At 68.3% G+C, this 21,219-nt stretch carries 17 protein-coding genes (1 of these 17 only partly in view); 13 read left to right on the forward strand and 4 right to left on the reverse strand.

The window, feature by feature from the left end; all coding sequences use genetic code 11:
- The 4 genes from ABMY26_RS08760 to ABMY26_RS08775 form a co-directional block, all read right to left on the reverse strand.
- Positions 1–272: the 5' portion of a ParA family protein gene (locus ABMY26_RS08760; RefSeq protein ID WP_372395886.1), read on the reverse strand. Its footprint begins 364 nt before the window's first position; 272 of the gene's 636 nt are visible here — the first part of the coding sequence; its start codon is at positions 270–272; its stop codon lies off the left edge, out of view.
- Between the two features lie 719 nt (positions 273–991).
- Positions 992–2,461, reverse strand: coding sequence for an efflux transporter outer membrane subunit (locus ABMY26_RS08765; protein WP_372395887.1), 1,470 nt, complete (start codon positions 2,459–2,461; stop codon positions 992–994).
- Between the two features lie 17 nt (positions 2,462–2,478).
- On the reverse strand, positions 2,479–5,652 hold the full coding sequence (locus ABMY26_RS08770; RefSeq protein WP_372395888.1) for an efflux RND transporter permease subunit: 3,174 nt from the start codon (positions 5,650–5,652) through the stop codon (positions 2,479–2,481).
- Between the two features lie 9 nt (positions 5,653–5,661).
- Entirely contained in the window at positions 5,662–6,738 is a 1,077-nt protein-coding gene (locus tag ABMY26_RS08775; protein WP_372395889.1) for an efflux RND transporter periplasmic adaptor subunit, read from the reverse strand.
- Positions 6,739–7,240: 502 nt separating this feature from the next.
- Here ABMY26_RS08775 and ABMY26_RS08780 point away from each other — a divergent pair.
- The 13 genes from ABMY26_RS08780 (at position 7,241) to ABMY26_RS08840 (ending at position 20,598) form a co-directional block, all read left to right on the forward strand.
- Positions 7,241–7,933 carry a LysR family transcriptional regulator gene (locus tag ABMY26_RS08780; RefSeq protein WP_372395890.1) on the forward strand — a complete coding sequence of 231 codons (693 nt, stop codon included), beginning with the start codon at positions 7,241–7,243 and terminating at the stop codon, positions 7,931–7,933.
- Positions 7,934–8,259: 326 nt separating this feature from the next.
- Positions 8,260–8,934, forward strand: a complete 675-nt coding sequence (locus ABMY26_RS08785; protein ID WP_372395891.1) for an SCP2 domain-containing protein — start codon at positions 8,260–8,262, stop codon at positions 8,932–8,934.
- Between the two features lie 5 nt (positions 8,935–8,939).
- Positions 8,940–9,926 carry a peptidase U32 family protein gene (locus ABMY26_RS08790; protein ID WP_372395936.1) on the forward strand — a complete coding sequence of 329 codons (987 nt, stop codon included), beginning with the start codon at positions 8,940–8,942 and terminating at the stop codon, positions 9,924–9,926.
- Positions 9,927–9,971: 45 nt separating this feature from the next.
- Complete coding sequence (locus tag ABMY26_RS08795; RefSeq protein WP_372395892.1) at positions 9,972–10,877, forward strand: U32 family peptidase; 906 nt, start codon at positions 9,972–9,974, stop codon at positions 10,875–10,877.
- Positions 10,878–11,103: 226 nt separating this feature from the next.
- On the forward strand, positions 11,104–11,331 hold the full coding sequence (locus ABMY26_RS08800; RefSeq protein ID WP_372395893.1) for a hypothetical protein: 228 nt from the start codon (positions 11,104–11,106) through the stop codon (positions 11,329–11,331).
- 357 nt (positions 11,332–11,688) lie between these two features.
- Entirely contained in the window at positions 11,689–11,904 is a 216-nt protein-coding gene (locus ABMY26_RS08805; protein ID WP_372395894.1) for a hypothetical protein, read from the forward strand.
- A 362-nt stretch (positions 11,905–12,266) separates the two neighbouring features.
- Entirely contained in the window at positions 12,267–12,806 is a 540-nt protein-coding gene (locus ABMY26_RS08810) for a sigma-70 family RNA polymerase sigma factor (protein WP_372395895.1), read from the forward strand.
- Between the two features lie 10 nt (positions 12,807–12,816).
- Positions 12,817–13,848, forward strand: coding sequence for a FecR domain-containing protein (locus ABMY26_RS08815; RefSeq protein WP_372395896.1), 1,032 nt, complete (start codon positions 12,817–12,819; stop codon positions 13,846–13,848).
- 94 nt (positions 13,849–13,942) lie between these two features.
- Entirely contained in the window at positions 13,943–16,366 is a 2,424-nt protein-coding gene (locus ABMY26_RS08820; protein WP_372395897.1) for a TonB-dependent siderophore receptor, read from the forward strand.
- 6 nt (positions 16,367–16,372) lie between these two features.
- Positions 16,373–17,593 (forward strand): MFS transporter, encoded by a 1,221-nt coding sequence (locus tag ABMY26_RS08825; protein WP_372395898.1) that lies wholly within the window; start codon positions 16,373–16,375, stop codon positions 17,591–17,593.
- A gap of 4 nt (positions 17,594–17,597) precedes the next feature.
- On the forward strand, positions 17,598–18,758 hold the full coding sequence (locus tag ABMY26_RS08830) for an ABC transporter substrate-binding protein (RefSeq protein ID WP_372395899.1): 1,161 nt from the start codon (positions 17,598–17,600) through the stop codon (positions 18,756–18,758).
- Positions 18,755–19,819: a FecCD family ABC transporter permease gene (locus tag ABMY26_RS08835; protein ID WP_372395900.1), complete on the forward strand. Its 1,065-nt coding sequence runs from the start codon at positions 18,755–18,757 to the stop codon at positions 19,817–19,819. Before ABMY26_RS08830 ends, ABMY26_RS08835 begins: the two co-directional genes overlap by 4 nt.
- Positions 19,813–20,598, forward strand: a complete 786-nt coding sequence (locus tag ABMY26_RS08840) for an ABC transporter ATP-binding protein (protein ID WP_372395901.1) — start codon at positions 19,813–19,815, stop codon at positions 20,596–20,598. Before ABMY26_RS08835 ends, ABMY26_RS08840 begins: the two co-directional genes overlap by 7 nt.
- Positions 20,599–21,219: the final 621 nt, after the last annotated feature.

Consider the following 21,219-nt stretch of genomic DNA (forward strand, 5'->3'; position numbering starts at 1 on the left):
AGCCCGCGCGCAAGCGCGCCGGCGACGTCGATGACGACCCAGTCCGCCCGCTGCTCGGCAGCAGTCGCCGCTTCGATGATATCGTCCTCGTCCACGGTGGTGCAGGGGATCGGCGCCCCGGCCGCCTTGATCCATTGGGTCAGGTTCCGGTTGGGATCGATGTCCAACAGTTCGACCCGATAACCGGCCCGGCGCCAATGGTCGGCAAGACACAGCGACAAGGTCGTCTTGCCCGGTCCGCCTTTCGTGCTGGCTGACGTGATGATCGGCATGGCTTCCCACCGTGGCTGAAATTTGCCTGCAGGCTGCGCCAAAGGGGCGGACAAAGTCAACGCGACCCATAGGCAGCCTGGCATCCGTGCAGTGGCGGGAGCTTCTCACCGGAGCACCTGGCGATGCGTTCACCGAGCGCGCCCGCTTCCAATGCAACATGTTGACCTGTTGCATTATGGTTGGCTGCCGGTCTGGGCAGATCCAGCATGATGCGGCTACCGCCCGGACCGAAGACGATGGCAAGCCGGGCATCGATGGCCAGGGCACGTCGCCGCATGTTGGCAAGGCCGTAGCCTCCGGGGCGGTCGGACGCGCCGCAGCGGCCATCGTCGGCGACCACCACGCGCCCCCCGCTGCCGGTCGGCCGGATCTCGATCCGTCGCCCGACCCGCCCCGGAATACCTGGCGCCGTTCATCGTCGCCTCCAGAAGCAGGCGGAACAGCACAAGCGCAGTCGAAGACGACCAGCCGGCCCCCTCCGGCAGGCCATGCATCTCCTGACCGTCGACTGGGAAGAGGTGCAACTCGCTTCCCTGCCGGAAAGCACACGCAGCTGATCGCTGGTTTTAACGTCCAAAAACTTCAGAGAAAGTTTTCAGGGGAAAGCGACAGCACCAAAGACATGCGTGGGGCGTATTTGGGTGATGCTTGCTTCGTCATGTTGACCCCAGTCGCCCAAGAAACAGTGCCTCCGGGAAACCCGTTGCGGTTCAACGCCCTACTGCCAACCTCCACCCAAGACCTTGTAGAGGGTGACGAGATTCTCCAGCCTCGCGGCCTTCAGGGAGATCAACGTCTGCTGTGCCGCATAGAGCGAGCGCTGCGCATCCAGGGTCGTCAGGTAATTGTCGGCCCCGCTGCGGAAGCGCATCTCCGACAGCCGGTAGGAGCGGGCGTAGGCATCGACGAGCGACTGCTGTGCCGCGATCTGCTGATCGTAGGTGCTGCGGGCGGCCAGCGCGTCGGCCACCTCGCGGAAGGCGGTCTGCACTGTCTTCTCGTAGGTCGCCACCTGGATGTCCTTCCTGGCCTTGGCGAGGTCGAGGTTCGCCTCGTTCACGCCGGCCGAGAAGATCGGGATGCTGAGCGACGGGGCGAAGCTCCAGCTGGAGGAGCCGGGGGCGAACAGCGACTGGATGCCGGAGGAGGCGGTGCCCGCCCTGGCGGTCAGCGTCAGCGACGGGAAGAAGGCGGCGCGCGCCGCCCCGATGTCGGCGTTGGCAGCACGCAGGTTGTGCTCGGCCGCCATCACGTCCGGACGGCGCAGCAGGACGCTGGACGGAAGGCCCGCCGGCAGGTCGGTCAGCACCGGCTGGGCGTCGAGCGACGTGCCGGACGCGATCTCCGGCGGCAGGGGCTGGCCCAGCAGCAGGGCCAGCGCATTCTCGTCCTGCGCCGCCTGCCGGGTGTAGAGCGCGAGATTGGCCCGCGCGCTGTCCACCGAGGTCTGCGCCTGCCGCAGGGTCAGTTCGGTGGCGTTGCCGGCATCGAAGCTCTTGCGCGTCAGCTGATAGGAGGCGTTCTGGCTCTCCAGCGTCTGCCGGGTCAGCTCCAGCAGCGAGCGGTCGGCCAGCAGGGTCAGGTAGCCGGTCGCCACCTGCGCCACCAGCGAGATCCGGGTGCTGCGCTGCGTTTCCTCGTAGCCGAGATATTGCTCGAACGTCTGCTCGGTCAGCGCGCGCACACGGCCGAACAGGTCCAATTCATAGGAGGTGAAGCCGATCCCGGCGCTGTAGGAGCGGGACTCCACCCCCGCCGTCTTGCCCAGCGTCGAACCGGCTGACGTGGACGCGGCAGGCACGCGCGACCAGCTGGCGGATCCGCTGCCGGAGATCGTCGGGAACAGGTCGCCGCGCTGGGCACGGTACTCGGCTTCTGCCGCCTGGACGTTGAGCATGGCGACACGCAGGTCGCGGTTGTTCGCCAGTGCGATCTCGATCAGTTTCCGCAGCTTCGGATCGCGCATCACCTCCCGCCAGCCGATGGCGTCGGCGGAGCGCGCCGGATCGGCGCCCGTCGCCGCAGCGGTGGACGCCAGCGTGATGGCCGGCGGGGTCCGGTAGGCCGGCCCGTCCGGCCAGGCCGCCGGGACCGGCGGGTCTGGCAGGGCGAAGTCGGGAACCAGCGAACAGCCGGCCAGCAGCAGTGCCGCAGCGATGGGGGCGATAGGGGCAAATCTGTGGTTCATGGTCTTGTCACCGCCACTCAACGATGGCCGCCGGCCAGCGTGTCCGGGCCGATTGGAAGGGGCGCCGCCGGTTCGCCGGACCGCGCCGACCGGGACGGCTTCACGCGGAACAGCTTCAGCACGACGACGAAGAAGATCGGAACGAAGAGGAGGGCCAGCAGCGTGGCGGCGACCGTGCCGCCGACAACCGCGGTGCCGATGGCGTTCTGTCCGCCCGACCCGGCCCCGTTGGCGATGGCGAGCGGCACCACGCCGAGGGTAAAGGCCAGCGAGGTCATCAGGATCGGCCGCAGCCGCTGGCGCGCCGCGCCGATGGCGGCATCCACCAGGCTTTCGCCGCGGTCGAAGCTCTCCTTGGCGAATTCGACTATCAGGATGGCGTTCTTGGCCGACAGGCCGATGGTGGTCAGCAGGCCGACCTGGAAATAGACGTCGTTGGACAGCCCGCGGCCCCAGGTGGCCATCACCGCGCCGAACACGCCGAGCGGCACCACCAGCAGAACCGCCGCCGGGATCGACCAACTCTCGTACAGCGCGGCGAGGCAGAGGAAGACGACCAGCAGCGACAGCGCGTAGAGCGCCGGCGCCTGCGCTCCCGACTGCTGCTCTTCGTAGGAGGTGCCGGTCCAGTTGAAACCGAAGCCGGGCGGCAGTTGCGAGGCGAGGCGCGCCATCTCCGCCATCGCCGTGCCGCTGCTCTGGCCGGGGGCGGCCTGTCCCAGAATCTCCATGGAGGCGAAGCCGTTGTAGCGTTCCAGCTTGGGCGGGCCGTAGCTCCATTCTGCATGGGCGAAGGCCGACAGCGGGATCATCGAGCCGGTGGAGTTGCGGACGAACCAGCGCGACAGATCGCCGGGATCGGAGCGGGAGTCGGCGTTGCCCTGCATGTAGACGCGCTTGATGCGCCCGCGGTCGAGGAAGTCGTTGACGTAGCTCTGGCCCCAGGCCGAGGAGATCGTGCTGGTCACGTCGCCGACCGACAGACCCAGTGCCCTGGCATGCGGCCAGTCGATGACCAGCCGGTATTGCGCCTCGTCGTTCAGGCCGTTGGGGCGGACCGCCATCAGCAGCGGACTCTGCGCCGCTAGGCCGAGAAGCTGGTTGCGCGCGGCCAGCAGCTCTTCATGGCTGGCGCCGTTGCGGGCGATCAGCTCGAAATCGAAGCCGGTGGCGTTGCCCAGCTCGCTGATGGCCGGCGGAGCGAGGGCGAAGACCGTCGCGTCCTGATAGCCGGCGAAGCGGGCCATGACGCGGCCGGTCAGCGCCTGCACCTTGCTGGCCGCCCCCGGACGGACCGACCAGTCCTTCAGGCTGACGAAGGCCATGCCGGAACTCTGACCGCGGCCGCTGAAATTGAAGCCGGAGACGGTGAACACCGACCTGACCAGCGCGCCTTCGTCCTTCAGGAGATAATCGCGCACCTGGGCCAGCGCCCGGTTGGTCCGTTCGGCGGTGGCGCCGGGCGGGGTGCTGACCTGGATGAACATCACGCCCTGATCCTCGTCCGGCAGGAAGGAGGTCGGCACGCGCAGGAACACGACCGTCAGCCCGCCCACGATCAGCCCATAGACCAGCAGAAAGCGCAGCGGCCGTTTCAGCGCCCCGCCGAGCCCGCGGATGTAGACGCGGTTGCCACGGTCGAAGTTGCGGTTGAACCAGCCGGCGAAGCCGCGGGCGGCCTTGCCATGGTCGGGCCGCTTCAGCAGCGTGGCGCACAGAGCGGGCGTGAAGATGACGGCGACGCCGACCGACAGCAGCATCGAGGTGGCGATGGTGATGGAGAACTGACGGTAGATCACGCCGGTCGATCCGCCGAAGAAGGCCATCGGCAGGAACACCGCGGCCAGAACCAGGGCCACGCCGACCAGCGCGCCGGTGATCTGGTCCATCGACTTGCGCGTCGCCTCCAGCGGCGACAGATGCTCCTCCTCCATCACGCGCTCGACATTCTCGACCACGACGATGGCGTCGTCGACCAGCAGGCCGATGGCCAGCACCATGCCGAACATGGTCAGCGTGTTGATGGAATAGCCGAAAGCGGCCAGCACCGCGAAGGTGCCGAGCAGCACGACGGGAACCGCGATGGTCGGGATCAGCGTCGCGCGGAAATTCTGCAGGAACAGCAGCATCACCAGGAAGACCAGCAGGATCGCTTCGGCCAGCGTCTTCACCACCTCTTCGATCGACAGCTGGACGAAGGGCGTGGTGTCGTAGGGATAGGTCACCTCGACGCCGGCCGGGAAGGACGGGCGCAGGGACTCGATGGTCTGGCGCACCGCGGTGGCGGTGTTCAGCGCGTTGGCACCGCTGGCCAGCTTCACTGCGATGCCGGCTGCCGGCATGCCGTTGTAGGCGGTGTTTACCGAATAATTCTCGCCGCCCAGTTCCACTGTCGCCACATCGCGCAGCAGGACCTGCGAACCGTCGGACTGCACCTTCAGCAGGATCTTGCCGAACTGTTCGGGCGTCTGCAGATAGGAGGGGCCGATGACGGTGGCGTTCAGCTGCTGTCCCGGACCCGACGGCCGGGCGCCAATCTCGCCGGCCGCGATCTGGACGTTCTGGGCGCCGATGGCGCTCTCCACGTCCGATGGCATCAATGCGTATTTGTTGAGCTTGTCGGGATCGAGCCAGATGCGCATGGCATACTGGGCACCGAACAGCTGGTAATCGCCGACGCCGGCGGCCCGGCTGAGCGGATCCTGTACAGTCGAGGCGATGAAATCCGCCAGATCGTTGGAGGTCATCCTGCCGTCGCTGGAATAGAAACTCGCGACCATCAGGAAGTTCTTGGTCGCCTTGGAAACGCGGATGCCCTGGTTGCGCACCGTCTCCGGCAGACGGGCCTCGGCCAGCGCAACCTTGTTCTGCACCTGCACCTGGGCGGTGTCGGGATTGGTGCCCTGGGCGAAGTTCAACGTGATGCTGATGCTGCCGTCCTTGTTCGATTCGGACGAGAAGTAGAGCAGGTTGTCGAGGCCGCTCAGCTGCTGTTCGATCGGCTGGACGACGGCGTTCTGCACGGTTTCGGCGGATGCGCCGGGATAGCTGGCCGACACCGAGATGGCGGGCGGCGCCACCGACGGGTATTGCGCCACGGGCAGCGTGCGCAAGGCCAGCAGGCCGGCCAGCATGACCACGATGGCCAGTACCCAGGCGAAGACCGGCCGGTCGATGAAGAAACGGGCCATGTCGGTCTCCTAACGGGCCTGCGGTGCGGCGGATGGCAGGGCCGCCACCGTCCGCTGGTCGAACTGCTCCTCGGTGAGGTCGGTCACCGCCAGCTTCATGCCGGGACGGATCTTCTGCAGCCCTTCGACCACCACGCGCTCGCCGTCCGACAGGCCGTCGGTGACGACCCATTTGCTGCCCTGGGTGCGGTCGGCAGTCACCGGCCGCGCCTCCGCGCTGCCATCGGCCTTGATCACCTGGACGATGGCGCGGCCACGGGGATCGCGGGCGACCGCCTGCTGCGGAACCAGGAAGCCGTTGGGATCGGTAGCCTGCCGCAGCTTTTCCCGCACATACATGCCGGGCATCAGCAGCCCGTCCGGGTTGGGGAAGACAGCGCGCAGGGTGACCGAGCTGGTGGTCTGGTCGACGGTCACCTCGGAGAATTGCAGCGTGCCGGGACGGTCGTACTCGCGCCCGTCCTCCAGCACCAGCCGGACCTCCGCTTGGCCGGCGGCGGCCCCCTGGATGCGGCCGGCGGCCAGATCGCGCCGCAGGCTGAGCAGGGCGGAACTGGGCTGGGTCACGTCGACATAGATGGGGTCGAGCTGGGTCACGGTGACCATCGACGTGGTCTGGCCAGCGGTGACCAGCGCGCCGGGCGTCACCGACGAGCGGCCGGTACGGCCGGAGATCGGCGAGCGCACCTTGGTGTATTCCAGGTTGATGCGCGCCGTTTCGACGGTCGCCTTGGCGGCGGCGACATCGGCCTGCCCCTGGCGCAGCGTGGCGACCGCAGTGTCCAGATCCTGTTGGCTGACCGCCTTTTCCTTCGCCAGCGGCTGGTAGCGGTTGACGGTCAGCTGGGCCGATGCCGTCGCCGCCTCCGCCTTCTGCTGGGCGGCGACGGCGCTGGCGAGCGCCGCCTGATAGCTGGCCGGGTCGATCTGGTAGAGCGGCTGTCCCGCCGTCACCGGCTGCCCCTCGGTGAACAGCCGGTCGCGGATCACGCCGCCGACCTGCGGCCGCACCTCAGCGGTCTGGAAGGCGGTGACCCGGCCGGGCAACTCCGTCACCACCGGAACCGGATGAGGATGCAGGATCACGGCGGTCACCCCCTGCGGCGGGGCCGACGGAGCTCCCTGGGCGGAACTCCCTCCCTGGCCGCCTGTTTCCTGGCAGGCGGTAAGAAGCAGAAGCACTGCACCGATGCCGAGCACCGGAAATCGTCCCGGCCGGACGGAAAGCAGACCGCCCCTCTCGACTGGACGGGTCCTGGCGCAATCGTGGGACTGGCCGATCATTTCCAGATCTTCCTTTTGAAACTGGCGACTCTCACGTCTGTTCCGGAAAAGCTAAGGCTTGACTGTAACCTGTCGATGTCCGGTAGCGGCTTTCATGTAACGGTCTGTAACAGGCGGAACCTGTGCGCCATTTTCTGCCGGTCCCGCTTGGGTCGCCGGCGCAGCGCGGCTGTTCTTAATGGACGATGCGGCTGCCCATCGCGCCCGGTCCCAATACTGCAAGTCTTGCCATGTATTTTCGATTCCCGATCCGAGATGCCCCGACCGCCCGGCCATTCCGGGCGGTCATTCCAGGCTTCAGGCCTTGGCGGCGCGTGCGGCGGCGGCCGAACGGCTCAGCCTGACGCAGCCGGCGGTCAGCGGAATGCTGACGCGGCTCAGGGAAACCTTCGACGATCCGTTGTTCATCCGCTGCCAGCGCGGCGTCCTGCCGACGCCGAGGGCAGAAGCGCTCGCCGTGCCCTTGCGGCAGGCACTGATCGACATTCAGGCGCTTCTGGCCCCGGAAGCCTTCGTACCGGCCAGGGCGGCGATGACCGTCACCATCGCCGCCACCGATTATGCACAGAAGGCGGTGTTGCTGCCGTTGATGTCGGCCCTGCGCCGGGAGGCGCCCGGCATCCGGATTTCCGTCCGCCCCGTCGACCTGTCCGGCTTCAGCCAGCAGATGGAGAGCGGTGCGCTCGACATGGCGCTGGTCACGCCGGTCACCACCGTGCTTGGATCAGCCGTATCGCCGCAGGCCAGCCGCCAGGTGCGGCGCAGCGGATCGATGGCGCTTTGGGCCCGGGGCGGGCCGGTCGCGTGCCGTCGCTCGCCATCGCCGTCAGTTCGACCAGCACCGCGCCCACGAAGGCATCGGCGTCGGAGAACGCGCCCCAGGACGCTGGGGGGCTTGCAGGACGAAGGGCGCTGCCCATGGAATGCCGCTCAGCACCGGGGGGGGGGGACGACCACGCTGCAAACAAGTTCTCATATCCAGTCGTCGCTGCGCTGAAACATCGCATCGGCCGCGAGGACCGCGAACTCTACGACCTGATCGACCGGGCGGGGCCGGCGAGCCCCGCCCGATGGCAACGGTTTTTGATGGTGACGCATCAAAAGCCGTTTCCTCAGTCGCCGGCGCGGGCGTCCGCCCGCTTGGCTATCGCAGGCATGAGCCCGCGGAGCCGCAGTCGAGGCCCTCCAGCGGCACAGCTCAATGACCAGCGCCGCCGGTATGAGGCTGGAATTTCCAGCTTGAACTTGACAGAGGTCAATGACGGCGGGCGGTTAGCGGTTTTCATGGGGGCCGGAATGACCGATCAAGGAGGGAACCCGCCAATGCGCGATCCCGATGTCACACCGACCGTGAGTGCAGACGATCGAGCCCGCCGTTTCGAGACCGGCCTCAGCCTTGTCGGGCTCGGGCTGGTGCCGCGGTTGGGGGAACGGGTCAGCGACGCGCTGCTCGCCCGCCTCCTCCGCATGCTGGCCGTCCGGCATCCGCGCGCCTTCGACGCGCTGCGGGAGATGCAGGATGCCCGCGTGCTGATCGAGCCGGTGGATGCGCCGGTCGCGCTGATGATGCGCGTCGGGCCGAACCTGTCCCTGCACGCGCTGCGCCGCGAGCCGGCCGGGGCCGGGCTCGGCGATGCCGATGCCGATGCCGTCATCCGCGGCCCCTATGCCCGGCTGCTCGACCTGCTGGAAGGCCGGATCGACGGCGACGCCCTGTTCTTCCGCCGCGAGCTGAGCATCGCCGGGGACACCGCGCTGATCCTCGCCCTGCGCAACACGCTGGACGGCGAGGAGATGGATCTGATGGCCGACGCGGCCTCATTCGCCGGACCGCTGGCCGGCGTCCTGCCGGTCCTGCGCCGCAACGCCGGCCCGGTGCTCGACCGCATCGAGGCGGCACGCCGCCTGCTGCCGCCGCCGCTGCGGCGCGGGGTCGCCCGGCTGGAGGAGCGGCTGTCCGGGCTCGTGCCGGGTGCTGGGCCGGGAGTCGCATCGTGACGACCATGGACAATTTCGAGCTGATCTGCCCGGCCGGCACCCCCGCCGCCCTGCGCGCCGCCGTCGATGCCGGCGCCGACGCGGTCTATCTGGGCTTCCGGGACGAAACCAACGCCCGCAACTTCCCCGGCCTGAACTTCACCCGCCAGGACGTGGCCGACGCCGTGGCCTACGCCCATGCGCGCAAGGTCGAAATCTTCGTCGCCATCAACACCTATCCGCAGGCCGGCAACCTCGGCCCGTGGCGGAAGGCGGTGGACGATGCGGCCCGGCTGAAGGTGGACGCCGTCATCCTCGCCGATCCCGGCCTGCTGGAGTACGCGGCCAAGCACCACCCCGATCTGCGCCTGCATCTGTCGGTGCAGGCATCGGCCGCCAATGTCGAGGCGATCCGGCTCTACCGCGATGCCTTCGGCGTGCGCCGCGTCGTCCTGCCGCGCGTGCTGACGGTGCCGGAGATCGCCAAGCTGAACGCCGAGATCGACATCGAGACCGAGGTGTTCGTGTTCGGCGGTCTCTGCCCGATGGCGGAGGGGCGCTGCTCGCTGTCCTCCTACGCCACCGGCCTGTCGCCCAACAAGCAGGGCGTCTGTTCGCCGGCCAGCCATGTCCGCTACGAGCCGCGGGGAAGCGCGCTGGCCTCGACGCTGGGCGGCTTCACCATCAACGTGTTCGGCGAGGGCGAGCCGGCCGGCTATCCCACCCTGTGCAAGGGCCGTTTCGTCGCCCGCGACACCCCGGCCTACCTGTTCGAGGAGCCGACGAGCCTCAACGCCATGGATCTGCTGCCCGAGTTGAAGGCGGCCGGCGTCCGGGCGCTGAAGATCGAAGGGCGGCAGCGCGGCAAGGCCTATATAGGCGCGGTCGTCCGCGCCTACCGCGAGGCGCTGGACTCCTTCGCCGCCGGCCGGCCGGTGCCGCGGATCGACCTGCAGGCGATGGTGGAAGGCGGCACCCAGACCACCGGCGCCTATACCCGCGCATGGCGATGAGCCGATCGGGCATCGAGCCGATCGGACATTGAGGAGCTTTACCGAATGACTGCGTCACTCACCCTGGGACCGGTGCTGTTCAACTGGCCGGTCGACCGCTGGCGCGATTTCTACGCCCGCATCGCCGACGAGGCGCCGGTGGACACCGTGATCCTTGGCGAGATCGTCTGCTTCAAGCGCGCCCCCTTCTTCGCCCAAGCGATGGGCGAGGTGGCCGAACGGCTCACCGCCGCCGGCAAGACGGTCTGGTTCGCCAGCCCGATCCTGGTCGGCAGCGAGCGCGAGCGCTCGGCGATGCGCGACCTCGTCGAGGCGGATGCCGGACTGGTCGAGGCGAACGACATGGGGGCGCTGGCCCTGCTGGCGGGACGGCCCCACGCCGTCGGTCCGATGATCAACGTCTATAACGAGGCGACGCTGGCATGGCTGGCCGGGCGCGGCGCGGTGGCGGTCTCGCTGCCGGCCGAGCTGCCGGCGGCCGCCGTCGCGGCGCTGGCCAAGGCCGGCCGGGAACTGGGCGTGGCCGTGGAGGTGCAGGCCTGGGGCCGGGCGCCGCTCGCCATCTCGGCCCGCTGCTATCACGCGCGCGCCCACGGGCTGCACAAGGACGGCTGCCAGTTCGTCTGCGGCAACGATCCCGACGGGCTGGCGGTGACGACGATGGACGGCCAGCCCTTCCTGACGGTCAACGGCACCCAGACCATGTCGCACGGCTGCCTGTGCCTGGCGGAGGAGATGGCGGAGCTGTCCGCCATGGGCATCGCCCGGTTCCGGCTGTCGCCGCAGGCGATGGACATGGTGCGGGTCGCCGAGGCGTTCCGCGCCGTGCTCGACGGCCGCCGCGGCGGTGCGGAGGTGGCGGCCGAACTGGGCGGCCTGATCGGCGCCCCGCTGGTCAACGGCTTTTTCCACGACACCGCCGGGGCGCGGCGGGTCGCGGCGGGGGCCTGAGCAGGGTTCTCCGGATCGGGCAACCGGCCCGGCCTGGAGAAACCAGCGCACTTTATGGCTTTGCAAGTGCCCGCTCGGCCGCAGCGTCAGGCGGGCAGCCAACTCCGGAACTTGTTTGCAGCGTGGTCGTCCCCGCCGGTGCCGAGCGGCATTCCATGGGCCGCGCCCTTCGTCCTGCAAGCACCCCCCAGCGTCCTGGGACGCGTTCTCCGACGTCGATGCCTTCGTGGACGCGGCGCTGGTCGAACTGGCGGCGATGGCGAGCGACGGCACGCGACCGGCCCGCCCCGGGCCCAAAGCGCCACTCACCGGAGCCGCGCTGCGCAAGGCGATCATGGCGATCTGGTGCGTGTTTTTCTGCGGCATGCAATGGCGCGCCATTGACCAGCTCTCCGGCATTCCGTTCGGCACGCTGTACAGCCTGTTCGCCCGCTGGACACTTCGACGGCATTAGCTTGCCACCGATCCCAGAAGGTGGAAGGGCCGTCCACCACATCAGCTCACCACACTCAGTTCGGAGTTGCCTACTCGCTTTGCTGAACCAGGGGCGCGATCACTCTCGGCCAGACTTTGCACCGGAACCCGGTGGTCCAGCCACCGCGATCCTGGTACGATGGCCCTTGAAGACGATCCATGGTATCGTAGCGGCTCCTCCGGCCGGGAGGCCGTCAGCACGTGGCCGCAGCATCTCCCCTCCCCGTAACCATTCGCTTCGACCGGCTCGTGGATCTGCGGTCCGCAACCATCATCGTCCGTCTGATTGACGCAACCATGACCGACATCCGTTCCCCCCACTGTCGCCGAATTGCGCGTGGCCGGGCTGGATGAGGTCACGGACTCGGTCACGGTCGGGCTGCCGGTCGACGCGGCGCTCTTGAAGACCGGGCGGTACCACCTCGTCATGGTGCGGGTGACGTGGGGAGACGACGAACCGTCACCCGGTGATTGGGTCAACACCGCGGCACACCCGGTAAGAGCCGGGGCCACGCCTTCACCCATCGTCGTTCCGGTGCACGCAATCACCTGACTGACCAGGGGAGCGAGCAACAACGGTACAGACTTGCAGGACGAAGGGCACTGCCCCCATAAAATGCCGCCCGGATGGCTGTTGACGACGCCCACAGCCCTACCAGGCCAGCCACCTGGCGCAACGCATCTCTTCAGCTCAAAGCAGCATCCTGCCCAGCACCGGCGGGGACGACCACGCTGCAAACAAGTTCCCAGAATCCCAACACTGCGAAGGGCCGGGTTCTAACCGGCCTCCACCGAAGCAGGGCGCCGCCGATGGGAAGCTATGAAACGGCGACTTCCACATTATGCTACAAATATGATAGTGATTTTCATTCTCATATTTGTGTCCAGGCGGACCAGGGGCCGGGGGGTCAGCATATGTCCATCAAACAACCTGTACTCGAAGAAACCCGTGGAACCTCTCAGTTTGGACTGTTCTATAGCGAGCATCATGGTTGGCTGCACAACTGGTTACGGCGCAAGTTGGGATGTAGGCACAACGCAGCTGACGTGGCGCAGGACACATTCCTGCGTATCCTGGCCTCACGTGACGCGCTGCTGGGCATCCGCGAACCCCGTGCCTTCCTCACCACCACGGCGAAGCACCTGCTGCTCGATCGTGCGCGCCGCCAGACGATCGAGCAGGCCTATCTTGCCGAGCTGGCACTCGCCGCCGAGACGATAGCCGGCCATCCCTCGCCGGAGGAGGTGCTCGCCGCGGTGCAGGCGCTCGAGCAGATCGGCGCCGCTCTGCAGACCGTGTCGGCCAAGGCTCGCGAGGCCTTCCTGATGCACTATCTGGACGACCAGACCCACGGCTCGATTGCCGGCCACCTCGGAGTGTCGACGCGGATGGTGCAGAAGTATCTGGCGCAGTGCCTGCTGCAGTGCTGTCGGGTGCGCGACAGGCATCTGTGAGGCGCCCGACATGAGTACGAAAGCCCGGAACGAGGCGGACGACACCATTGCCGAAGAAGCGGCGCGATGGGTGGTTGCGCTGACGGCGGACAGTGCGGCCGAGCGCGAACAGGCCCGCGCCGGCTTCGAGCGCTGGCGGAAGGAAGATTGCCGCCATGCCGAGGCTGCAGCCCGCATGGAACATCTGGTGGAACAGCTCCAACGCATGCGTGCCGGAGGCACCACACGGCCGGCCCGAGCCGCCTTGAACGCGGCGATTGCCGATGGAAAGCGCGGACATGCCCGCCGCCTGGGGGCGGCGCTTGCGATTGTCCTGGCGCTTGCCCTGCCGGGCTGGCTGGCGGTTCGGGCCTATCCCCCCGCCGAATTGATGGCCGCCCTGACCGCCGATGCGCACACAGGCACCGGGGAGTGGACCACCCGGACATTGGCTGACAACACCCGGTTGACGCTCGGCAGCGGCAGCGCCGTCGATCTGCGTTTCGACGAAAGCCGGCGCACCGTGGAACTGCTGCGGGGGGAGATTTTCGTCGATGTGGCGCACGATGCCAGCCGCCCGTTCGTGGTGGAGACGCCGCAGGGCCGGATGCGGGCGCTGGGCACGCGCTTCTCGGTGTCCCGGGAGACGGACAGGGGAGAGGAGGCCACCGTGTTGACGGTGATCGAATCCAAGGTTTCCGTCGAAACCCCGGCGTCGCCGGACCGTCTGGTCGTCCAGGCCGGCCAGCGCTTGCGGCTGACCGCCGCCGGGCCTGGACCGGTGACCGCCGTCGACGTGCGCAGCGTGGAGGGCGCCTGGCGTTTCCGCCAGCTGGTGGTGCAGGGGGAACCGCTGCCGGACGTGCTGGAGCGGTTGAGCCGCTACCGCCGTGGCGTCATCCACTACGACCGTGCCGCGCTGCAATCCTATACGGTCTCCGCCGTCCTGCCGCTGGACGATACCGATCGGGCGCTCAGTCTGCTGGCGGCCAGTTTCCCGGCCATCCGGGTACGGACCCTGACCCCCTGGGTGGTGCTGGTGGACGTGCCGGGCCACCCATAAACGGAGCGCGGAAAAAAGTTCGCCGGGTTGGTTCGGCTTTCCGAATCTCGTCCGTCAAGGGAAACGAGACCTCCGCCATGGAAAGCCGTCCAACATGCCGTTCAAGCACGCCCGCGCCGCCGTCTTCCCTCTTGCCGCAGCCCTGCTGTTCACCACCGCGGGCGTCGTGCCGGCCCGCGCCCAGTCCGCCGGCCAACCCGCCGGCCAACCCGTTGCCCGCTACGACATTCCGGCCGGCCCGTTGGCCGACGCGCTGAACCACTTCGCGCAGCAGTCCGGCACCGCCATCGTCGTGGATGCCGAAAAGGTGAAGGGGCTGCGCTCTCCCGGCCTCCGGGGCAGCTATGGCGTGGACGAGGGGTTCACGGCGCTGCTGCAAGGCAGCGGCTACCGCATCGCCAGGACGCCGGCCGGCTATGTCCTGGTGCCGGCGTCGGCGGCGGGACAGACCGGGACCGGCGGGGCGATGACGCTGCCGGAGGTGACGGTATCCGCCGGTGCAACGCATCCGGATGCGTTGCCGCAGGCTTACGCCGGCGGACAGGTGGCGCGTGGCGGACGCATCGGCATGCTGGGCAACCGCGATATCATGGACACGCCGTTCAGCGTCACCAGCTACACCGCCAGGAAGATCGAGGACGATCAGGCGACCACCGTCGCCGACGTGGTGGCCGGCGATCCGTCGGTGCGGACCAGCGGCCAGACCGGCGGCATGCTCGATTCCTTCTTCATCCGCGGCTTTCCCGTCGGCGAGGGCAACCTCGGCGAGATCGGCTTCGACGGCGTCTATGGCGTCGCCCCCAACTACCGCGTCTTCGCCGACTATGCGGAACGGGTCGAAGTGATCAAGGGTCCCACCGCGCTGCTGTCCGGCATGTCGCCCAGCAGCAGCATCGGCGGCGGCATCAACATCGTTCCCAAGCGCGCCGCCGACGCCGACCTGACGCGGGTGACGGCCGAGTATGTCGGCACCTCGCAGTTCGGCGGACAGCTGGACGTCGGCCGCCGCTTCGGCCCCAACGGCGAGTTCGGCGTCCGCTTCAACGGCAGCTACCGGGGCGGCGACACGCCGCTGGACAACCAGTCGCGCGAGGCGCGCGTCGGCGCGCTGGCCCTCGACTATCGCGGCGAACGGCTGCGCGCCTCACTCGACCTGCTGGAGCAGAAGGAGGACTTCAACGCGCCGTCCCGTCCATTCCTGATCGCGGCCGGCGTGCCGGTTCCCTCGGCCCCCGATGGCCGGCGTAACATCACCCAGCCCTGGGCATGGTCGGAAGCCACCGACCGCGCGGTGCTGCTGCACGGCGAATACGACCTGACCGACAGCGTGACGGTGTTCGCCAATGCCGGCGGCGGCTGGACCGGCGTGGAGCGGCTTTTCGGCACGCCGACCATCCTCAACGCGCGTGGCGACACCAGCGAGACGCCGGAGCACTACAAGTTCGACGTCGAGCGCTCGACGCTGGATGCCGGGTTGCGCGCGCGCTTCGACACCGCCATGGTCAGCCACAGCATGACCGTCCAGGCCAGCCGTTACCACGACACGCTGTCACGCGGCCTGATCGGCGGCCGGGCGGTGACGTCGAACATCTACAGCCCGGTCGACCGGATCGCCCAGTCGGTCGCGGCGCCCAGCTGGGTGCCGAAGATCTCGGAAACCGACCTGACCGGCGTCGCGCTGTCCGACACGCTGGGCATCCTGGACGACCGCGTGCAGCTGGTCCTGGGCGTCCGGCAGCAGACCATCAAGTCGGAGAACTTCAGCGCCACGACCGGCGCCACCACCTCATCCTACAAGAAGAGCACGGTCACGCCCATGGCCGCCCTCGTCCTCAAGCCGACCGATACCGTCACCGTCTATGCCAACTACATCGAGGGGCTGAGCAAGGGCGACGTCGCGCCGGCCACCGCCGTCAACGCCGGCGAAGCCCTGTCACCCTATGTCGCCAAGCAGTACGAGGCCGGCGTGAAGCTCGACTTCGGCAAGCTGGGCGGCGCCGCCAGCCTGTTCCAGATCACCAAGCCGTCGGGGCAGCTGTCCGGCAACGTCTATTCGGCCGGCGGCGAGCAGCGCAACCGTGGCCTGGAACTCTCCGTCTTCGGCGAGGTGGTGCCGTCGGTCCGGCTGCTGGCCGGCGTGACCTTCATCGACGCCGAACTGACCAGGACCAACAGCGCCGCCACCCGCGGCAACACGCCGGTCGGCGTGCCGAAAATGCTGGCGAACCTCAGCGCCGAATGGGATACGCCGTTCCTGGACGCCCTCACCCTGGTCGGCAGCGTCGCGCACACCAGCGGGCAGTACGTCAACGTCGCCAACACGCAGCGCATTCCGGCCTGGACCCGGCTCGACCTGGGCGCGCGCTACCGCACCACCATTCAAAACCGGCCCGTCACCGTCCGGGCGACGGTGCAGAACGTGCTCGACACCGAATACTGGTCCGGCGTGGCGAGCTGGGGCGGCGTGTCGCAGGGGGCGCCGCGCACCGCGCTGCTCTCCGTCTCGACCGATTTCTAAAATCGGATGACCAGCGTTTCCCTGGCGCCGGACCGTGTCCGGCGCGCCGTCCGCACCCTGTTCGCGGTCCAGTTCGTCTCCATGGGCGCCATGGAGATGAGCGGCCCGTTCTGGCCCGTCCATCTGGCCTCCTACGACCCGCCGGGCTGGCTGTTCGGCGTCGCGGGGACTGCGGTCTATGTCGGGCCGATGCTGGGCGTCGCGCTGACCGGTTCCTTCTGGGGACGGGTCGGCGACCGCTTCGGGCACCGGCTGATGATGATCCGGGCCTTGCTCGGGCTGGCGCTGACACAGCTGGCGCTGGCCTTCGCGGGCGACGTCTGGTCCATCCTGGCGCTGCGTTTCCTGCAAGGGGCCTGTGCCGGATACATCGCGCCGGCCCAGGCCTATGGAGTCGGCATCGAATCTCCCGCGGCGCGGACCCGTCTCTTCGCCCACTTGCAGGTCTCCACCAATGTCGGCTCGGTCGTCGGGGCGGTCGCGGGTGGCGTGATCCTCGACCATGCGGCGTTCTTCTGGATCAACGCCGCCGCCGCCGCGATATGCGCCGCCTGTGCGGCGGCCGTGGCGCTGCTGCTGCCCGACATGCCTCCGCCCGCTACCGCCACCGCCAATGCCCCCGAGCCCCCGGCGCCGGCGGACCGGCCCGCGGCGGGATCCCGGCTGCCGGCGCCGGTTCTCGCCCTGCTCGGCGTCATGGGACTGCTGCTCGCCGCCCGGATGGTCACGCAAGCGCCCTTCTCGCTGTATGTGACGTCGGTTCTGGGTGCCGGCACCGGGGTGACGGGTCTGTGCTATGCGATGCTGGCGCTGGGCTTCGTGATCGCGGCGCCCGCCTGGGCCCGGCACTTCGAGGGCATGACGCGGGCGGCGACGCTTCGCCGGATGACCTGGGTGGCGGCGGGCTGCACCGGCCTGATGGCGGTCGCCGGCCTGACCGCCAGCGTCACCGTCTTCGCCGCCGTCTATCTCGCCTGGGGCGTCCTGCTGGGGGCCACGACACCGGTGCTGACGGCGCTGGTCTCCCGCGCGACGGACGGCGCGCGGCAGGGCCGGCTCCTCGGCGTGGCGCAGAGCACGGCGCAGGGCGCCTCCATGGCCGGCGTCGCCCTGGGGGCCGGACTGGGCCAGACGGTCGGGTTCGAGCACACGTATTTCTTCGTCGCCGCGGCCTACGCGGCGGGCGCCGCCGCCCTGTGGACGACGGCACGCGACCGACACAGGTGACATCATGGCGTTCCTCGGCAAACCGACGATTCTCGCGGGCCTCTGCGCCCTCTGCATCCTGTCGGCGTTCGACATCACGGCATCCGGTGCGGCGAAGGCGGCATCGGTGACCGATCTCGCCGGACGTACGGTGGAGGTCCGCACGCCGGTGCGGCGCGTCATCCTGGGCGAGGGGCGGCAACTCTATGTCGTGGCGCTGCTGGACCGCGAGGACCCGACCCGCCGCATCGCCGGCTGGCGCAAGGACCTGATCCAGGCCGACCCGGACACCTACAACCAATATCTGCGAGCCTTCCCGGAGATCGCCCGCATTCCGACCTTCGGCGGGATCGAGGACGGCACCTTCGACCTGGAGAAGGCGATCGCCCTGCAGCCCGATGTCCTTATTCTCAACATCGAGGCGCAGCGGTCCAGCGAGGACGCGCGCGTCATCGAGAAGCTGGGGGCGCTGGGCATCCCGGTCGTCTACGCCGACTTCCGCCATAGGCCGCTGGAGAACACCGAGCCGACGATCCGCCTGTTCGGCCGGCTGTTCGGGCAGGAGGAGCGCGCCGAGGCCTTCATCGCCTTCCGCGCCGGGCAGATCCGACGCGTCACCGACGCGATCGCCGCCGGCAAGCCGCCGCGCCCGAAAATCTTCATCGAGCGCATCGGCGGCTACACGCCGGACTGCTGCCTGACCTTCGGCGACGAGAATTTCGGGCGGCTGGTGGAGATGGCCGGCGGCAGCAACATCGCCAGGGATCTGATCCCCGGCACCTTCGGCCAGCTGAGTCCGGAACGGGTGATCGCAGCCGATCCCGATCAGGTCGTGGTGACCAGCGCCAATTGGGAAGCCTATGTTCCCGGCGGCGGCTGGATCGGCGTCGGGCCGGGCGCCGACCTGGGCGAAGCCGCGCGCAAGCTGAGCGCCTTCACCAAGCGCCCGGCCTATACGGGCATCCGGGCGAACGCCACCGGATCCTTCCACGCCATCTGGCACCAGTTCTACAACAGCCCCTACCAGTTCGTGGCGCTCCAGCAGCTCGCCAAATGGTTCCATCCCACCCTGTTCGCCGACCTCGATCCGGAAGCGACCTTCCGCGCGCTGCACGAACGTTTCCTGCCCATCCCGTATCGGCCCGGCTACTTCGTGTCGCTCGGCGGAAAGGCGACCAGCCCGTGACCCAATCGACGCCATTGCCGGAACCCCAAACCCGCCATGGCTACCGCGCGGTTGTCAGGCGCAAGCGGCTGCTGCTCGGCCTGCTGGCGCTGGCACTGCTGTGCAGCCTGCTGCTCGACCTCGCACTTGGGTCCGTGCGTCTCGGCCCATGGGAGGTGGTGCAGGCGCTGCTGTCCCCGGACAGCGTGCCGCCGCAGGCGCGCGTGGTGATCTGGGACATCCGCCTGCCCGTGGCGCTGATGGCCGTGGTCGTCGGCGCGGCGCTGTCGCTGGCCGGGGCGCAGATGCAGACGATCCTCAACAACCCCCTGGCCAGCCCCTTCACCCTGGGCATCTCGGCGGCCGCCAGTTTCGGCGCGGCGCTGGGTCTCGCCTTCGGCCTGCGGCTGCTTCCAGTGGCGGCGGAGTACATGCTGCCGCTCAACGCCTTCGTCATGGCCATGCTTACGGCCCTGATCATCCACGCGCTGAGCCTGCGGCGCGGGGTGACGGCGGAGACCATCGTTCTCCTCGGCATCGCGCTGGTCTTCACCTTCAACGCCCTGCTGGCGCTGGTCCAGTATTTCGCGACCGAGCAGGCGGTCGCCGCCGTGGTGTTCTGGACGATGGGAAGCCTGACCAAGGCCACCTGGGGCAAGCTGGCGATCACCACGGCGGTGCTGGCGGCGACCCTTCCGCTCTTCCTGCGGCGGGCCTGGGCGCTGACGGCTCTGCGCCTGGGCGACGACAAGGCGGCGAGCTTCGGCGTGGACGTGCGCCGGCTGCGTCTGCACACGCTTGTGCTGGTCAGCCTGCTGGCCGCGTTCCCGGTTGCCTTCGTCGGCACCATAGGCTTCATCGGACTGGTCGGCCCCCACATCGCCCGCATGCTGATCGGGGAGGACCAGCGTTTCTTCCTGCCGGCCTCGATGCTGGCGGGGGCGGTCATCCTGTCGCTGAGTTCGGTCGTCAGCAAAATCCTGATTCCGGGCACGATCTTCCCGATCGGGGTCGTCACCTCGCTGATCGGCATTCCGTTCTTCATCTCGCTGATTCTGGGAAGCAGGAGGCGCGCATGGTGACGCTGCAACTCGACGGCGTCGGTGCCTTTCACGGGCGCCATCTCACCATTTCCGGGATCAGCACCCCGGCCTTCGCGGGTGGCGAGGTCGTGGCGCTCATCGGCCCGAACGCCGCCGGCAAGTCGACGCTGTTCAAGCGCATGGCGGGCCTCCTCGACGGTCCCGGCAAGGTCGCGGTGGCGGGGACGCAGCGCGGGGCCTCGGGCATCTGCTACATGCCCCAGGACCCGCCGACGAGTGCGGCGCTGACCGTTTACGAGTCCGTCCTGCTTGCCCGCAAGCAGAACGCCTCATGGGTGGTGCATGACCCGGATCTCGCGGCAGTCGACGAGATTCTGGCGTCTCTGGGCATTGCCGACATCGCCTTCCGCAGTCTGGGTGAACTCAGCGGCGGCCAGCGGCAGCTCGCCTCGCTGGCACAGACGTTCGCCCGCGATCCCGAGATCCTGCTGATGGACGAACCGACGAGCGCGCTGGACCTGTACCGGCAGATGCAGGTGCTGACCCTCGTCCGCGACCTCGCGCGGGAGCGAAGGATTCTCGTCTTTATCGCCCTGCACGACCTCAACCAAGTCCTGCGCTTCGCAGACAAGGTTCTGGTGCTTGCCGGCGGAACCTCTCGCGGCAGCGGCTCCTGCAAGGACGTCATCACCGTCGACCTGCTGCGTCGGGTCTACAGGATTGACGCCCGGATCGAACGCTGCTCTCAAGGCAGTAGCCACGTCATCATCGATGGGTATTGCGCTGCAGGTGGCGAAATTCCTCATCGGATTGACTGACGGGCTCTCAGTACCACAGCCGGTCTCAATCGGATTGGGTTCGGCGTTTCCAGTGGGCTCGGCGCGCCCGCTGTCGATGTCGTCTTCGCCAGATGGACCAGGCGGGCGTTGTCACGGGAACGGTGGCGGCTCGCCGGTCGTGACATTATCCTCCTCGGATGTCGTCGATCTCGTATGCCCGCCATCGGTTCCCTCCCGCCGTCATTCAGCATGCGGTCCGGGTCGTGCCCCACGGTTCCGGGCAGGTCCATCGGCTGTCCAAGTTGATGGCGAGTTTTGACGGCGAACCACGTTCCATCGCTGCAGGGTGGGGGAGGGCGGTTTGCAGAAGATGCGCGACCGGGGACGGTTCTTCGGTGGGCTGGACCGGCAGGCTCGCCACCCGGCGTCCCATCCACTCCGTAACTGCATCTGACTTGGCCGGTTCCATCCGTGCAACGACACGCCGACCGTCTTGTCCGCCCCCCGGACATATAACATTTCCGGATGAATGACGGCGCGAATTCGATTTGACGGTTATGTGACTGCGCCATCACCCTTGCCCTAAATCCGGACAGCGGCCAGGCGAAAAACATCCCGCAAAGAGGGCGGCCGACGAGGCGGTGGACGAAAAAAAGCGGT

The sequence above is a fragment of the Azospirillum sp. HJ39 genome (assembly GCF_041507355.1).
Classification (GTDB): Bacteria; Pseudomonadota; Alphaproteobacteria; order Azospirillales; family Azospirillaceae; genus Azospirillum; species Azospirillum thiophilum.

Coding starts and splice junctions, on each gene's coding strand:
- ABMY26_RS08765 (WP_372395887.1), bottom strand. CDS start 2,461: ATGAACCACAGATTTGCCCCTATCGCCCCCATCGCTGCGGCACTGCTG.
- ABMY26_RS08770 (WP_372395888.1), bottom strand. CDS start 5,652: ATGGCCCGTTTCTTCATCGACCGGCCGGTCTTCGCCTGGGTACTGGCC.
- ABMY26_RS08785 (WP_372395891.1), top strand. CDS start 8,260: ATGCGCGATCCCGATGTCACACCGACCGTGAGTGCAGACGATCGAGCC.
- ABMY26_RS08790 (WP_372395936.1), top strand. CDS start 8,940: ATGGACAATTTCGAGCTGATCTGCCCGGCCGGCACCCCCGCCGCCCTG.
- ABMY26_RS08795 (WP_372395892.1), top strand. CDS start 9,972: ATGACTGCGTCACTCACCCTGGGACCGGTGCTGTTCAACTGGCCGGTC.
- ABMY26_RS08810 (WP_372395895.1), top strand. CDS start 12,267: ATGTCCATCAAACAACCTGTACTCGAAGAAACCCGTGGAACCTCTCAG.
- ABMY26_RS08815 (WP_372395896.1), top strand. CDS start 12,817: ATGAGTACGAAAGCCCGGAACGAGGCGGACGACACCATTGCCGAAGAA.
- ABMY26_RS08820 (WP_372395897.1), top strand. CDS start 13,943: ATGCCGTTCAAGCACGCCCGCGCCGCCGTCTTCCCTCTTGCCGCAGCC.
- ABMY26_RS08825 (WP_372395898.1), top strand. CDS start 16,373: ATGACCAGCGTTTCCCTGGCGCCGGACCGTGTCCGGCGCGCCGTCCGC.
- ABMY26_RS08830 (WP_372395899.1), top strand. CDS start 17,598: ATGGCGTTCCTCGGCAAACCGACGATTCTCGCGGGCCTCTGCGCCCTC.
- ABMY26_RS08840 (WP_372395901.1), top strand. CDS start 19,813: ATGGTGACGCTGCAACTCGACGGCGTCGGTGCCTTTCACGGGCGCCAT.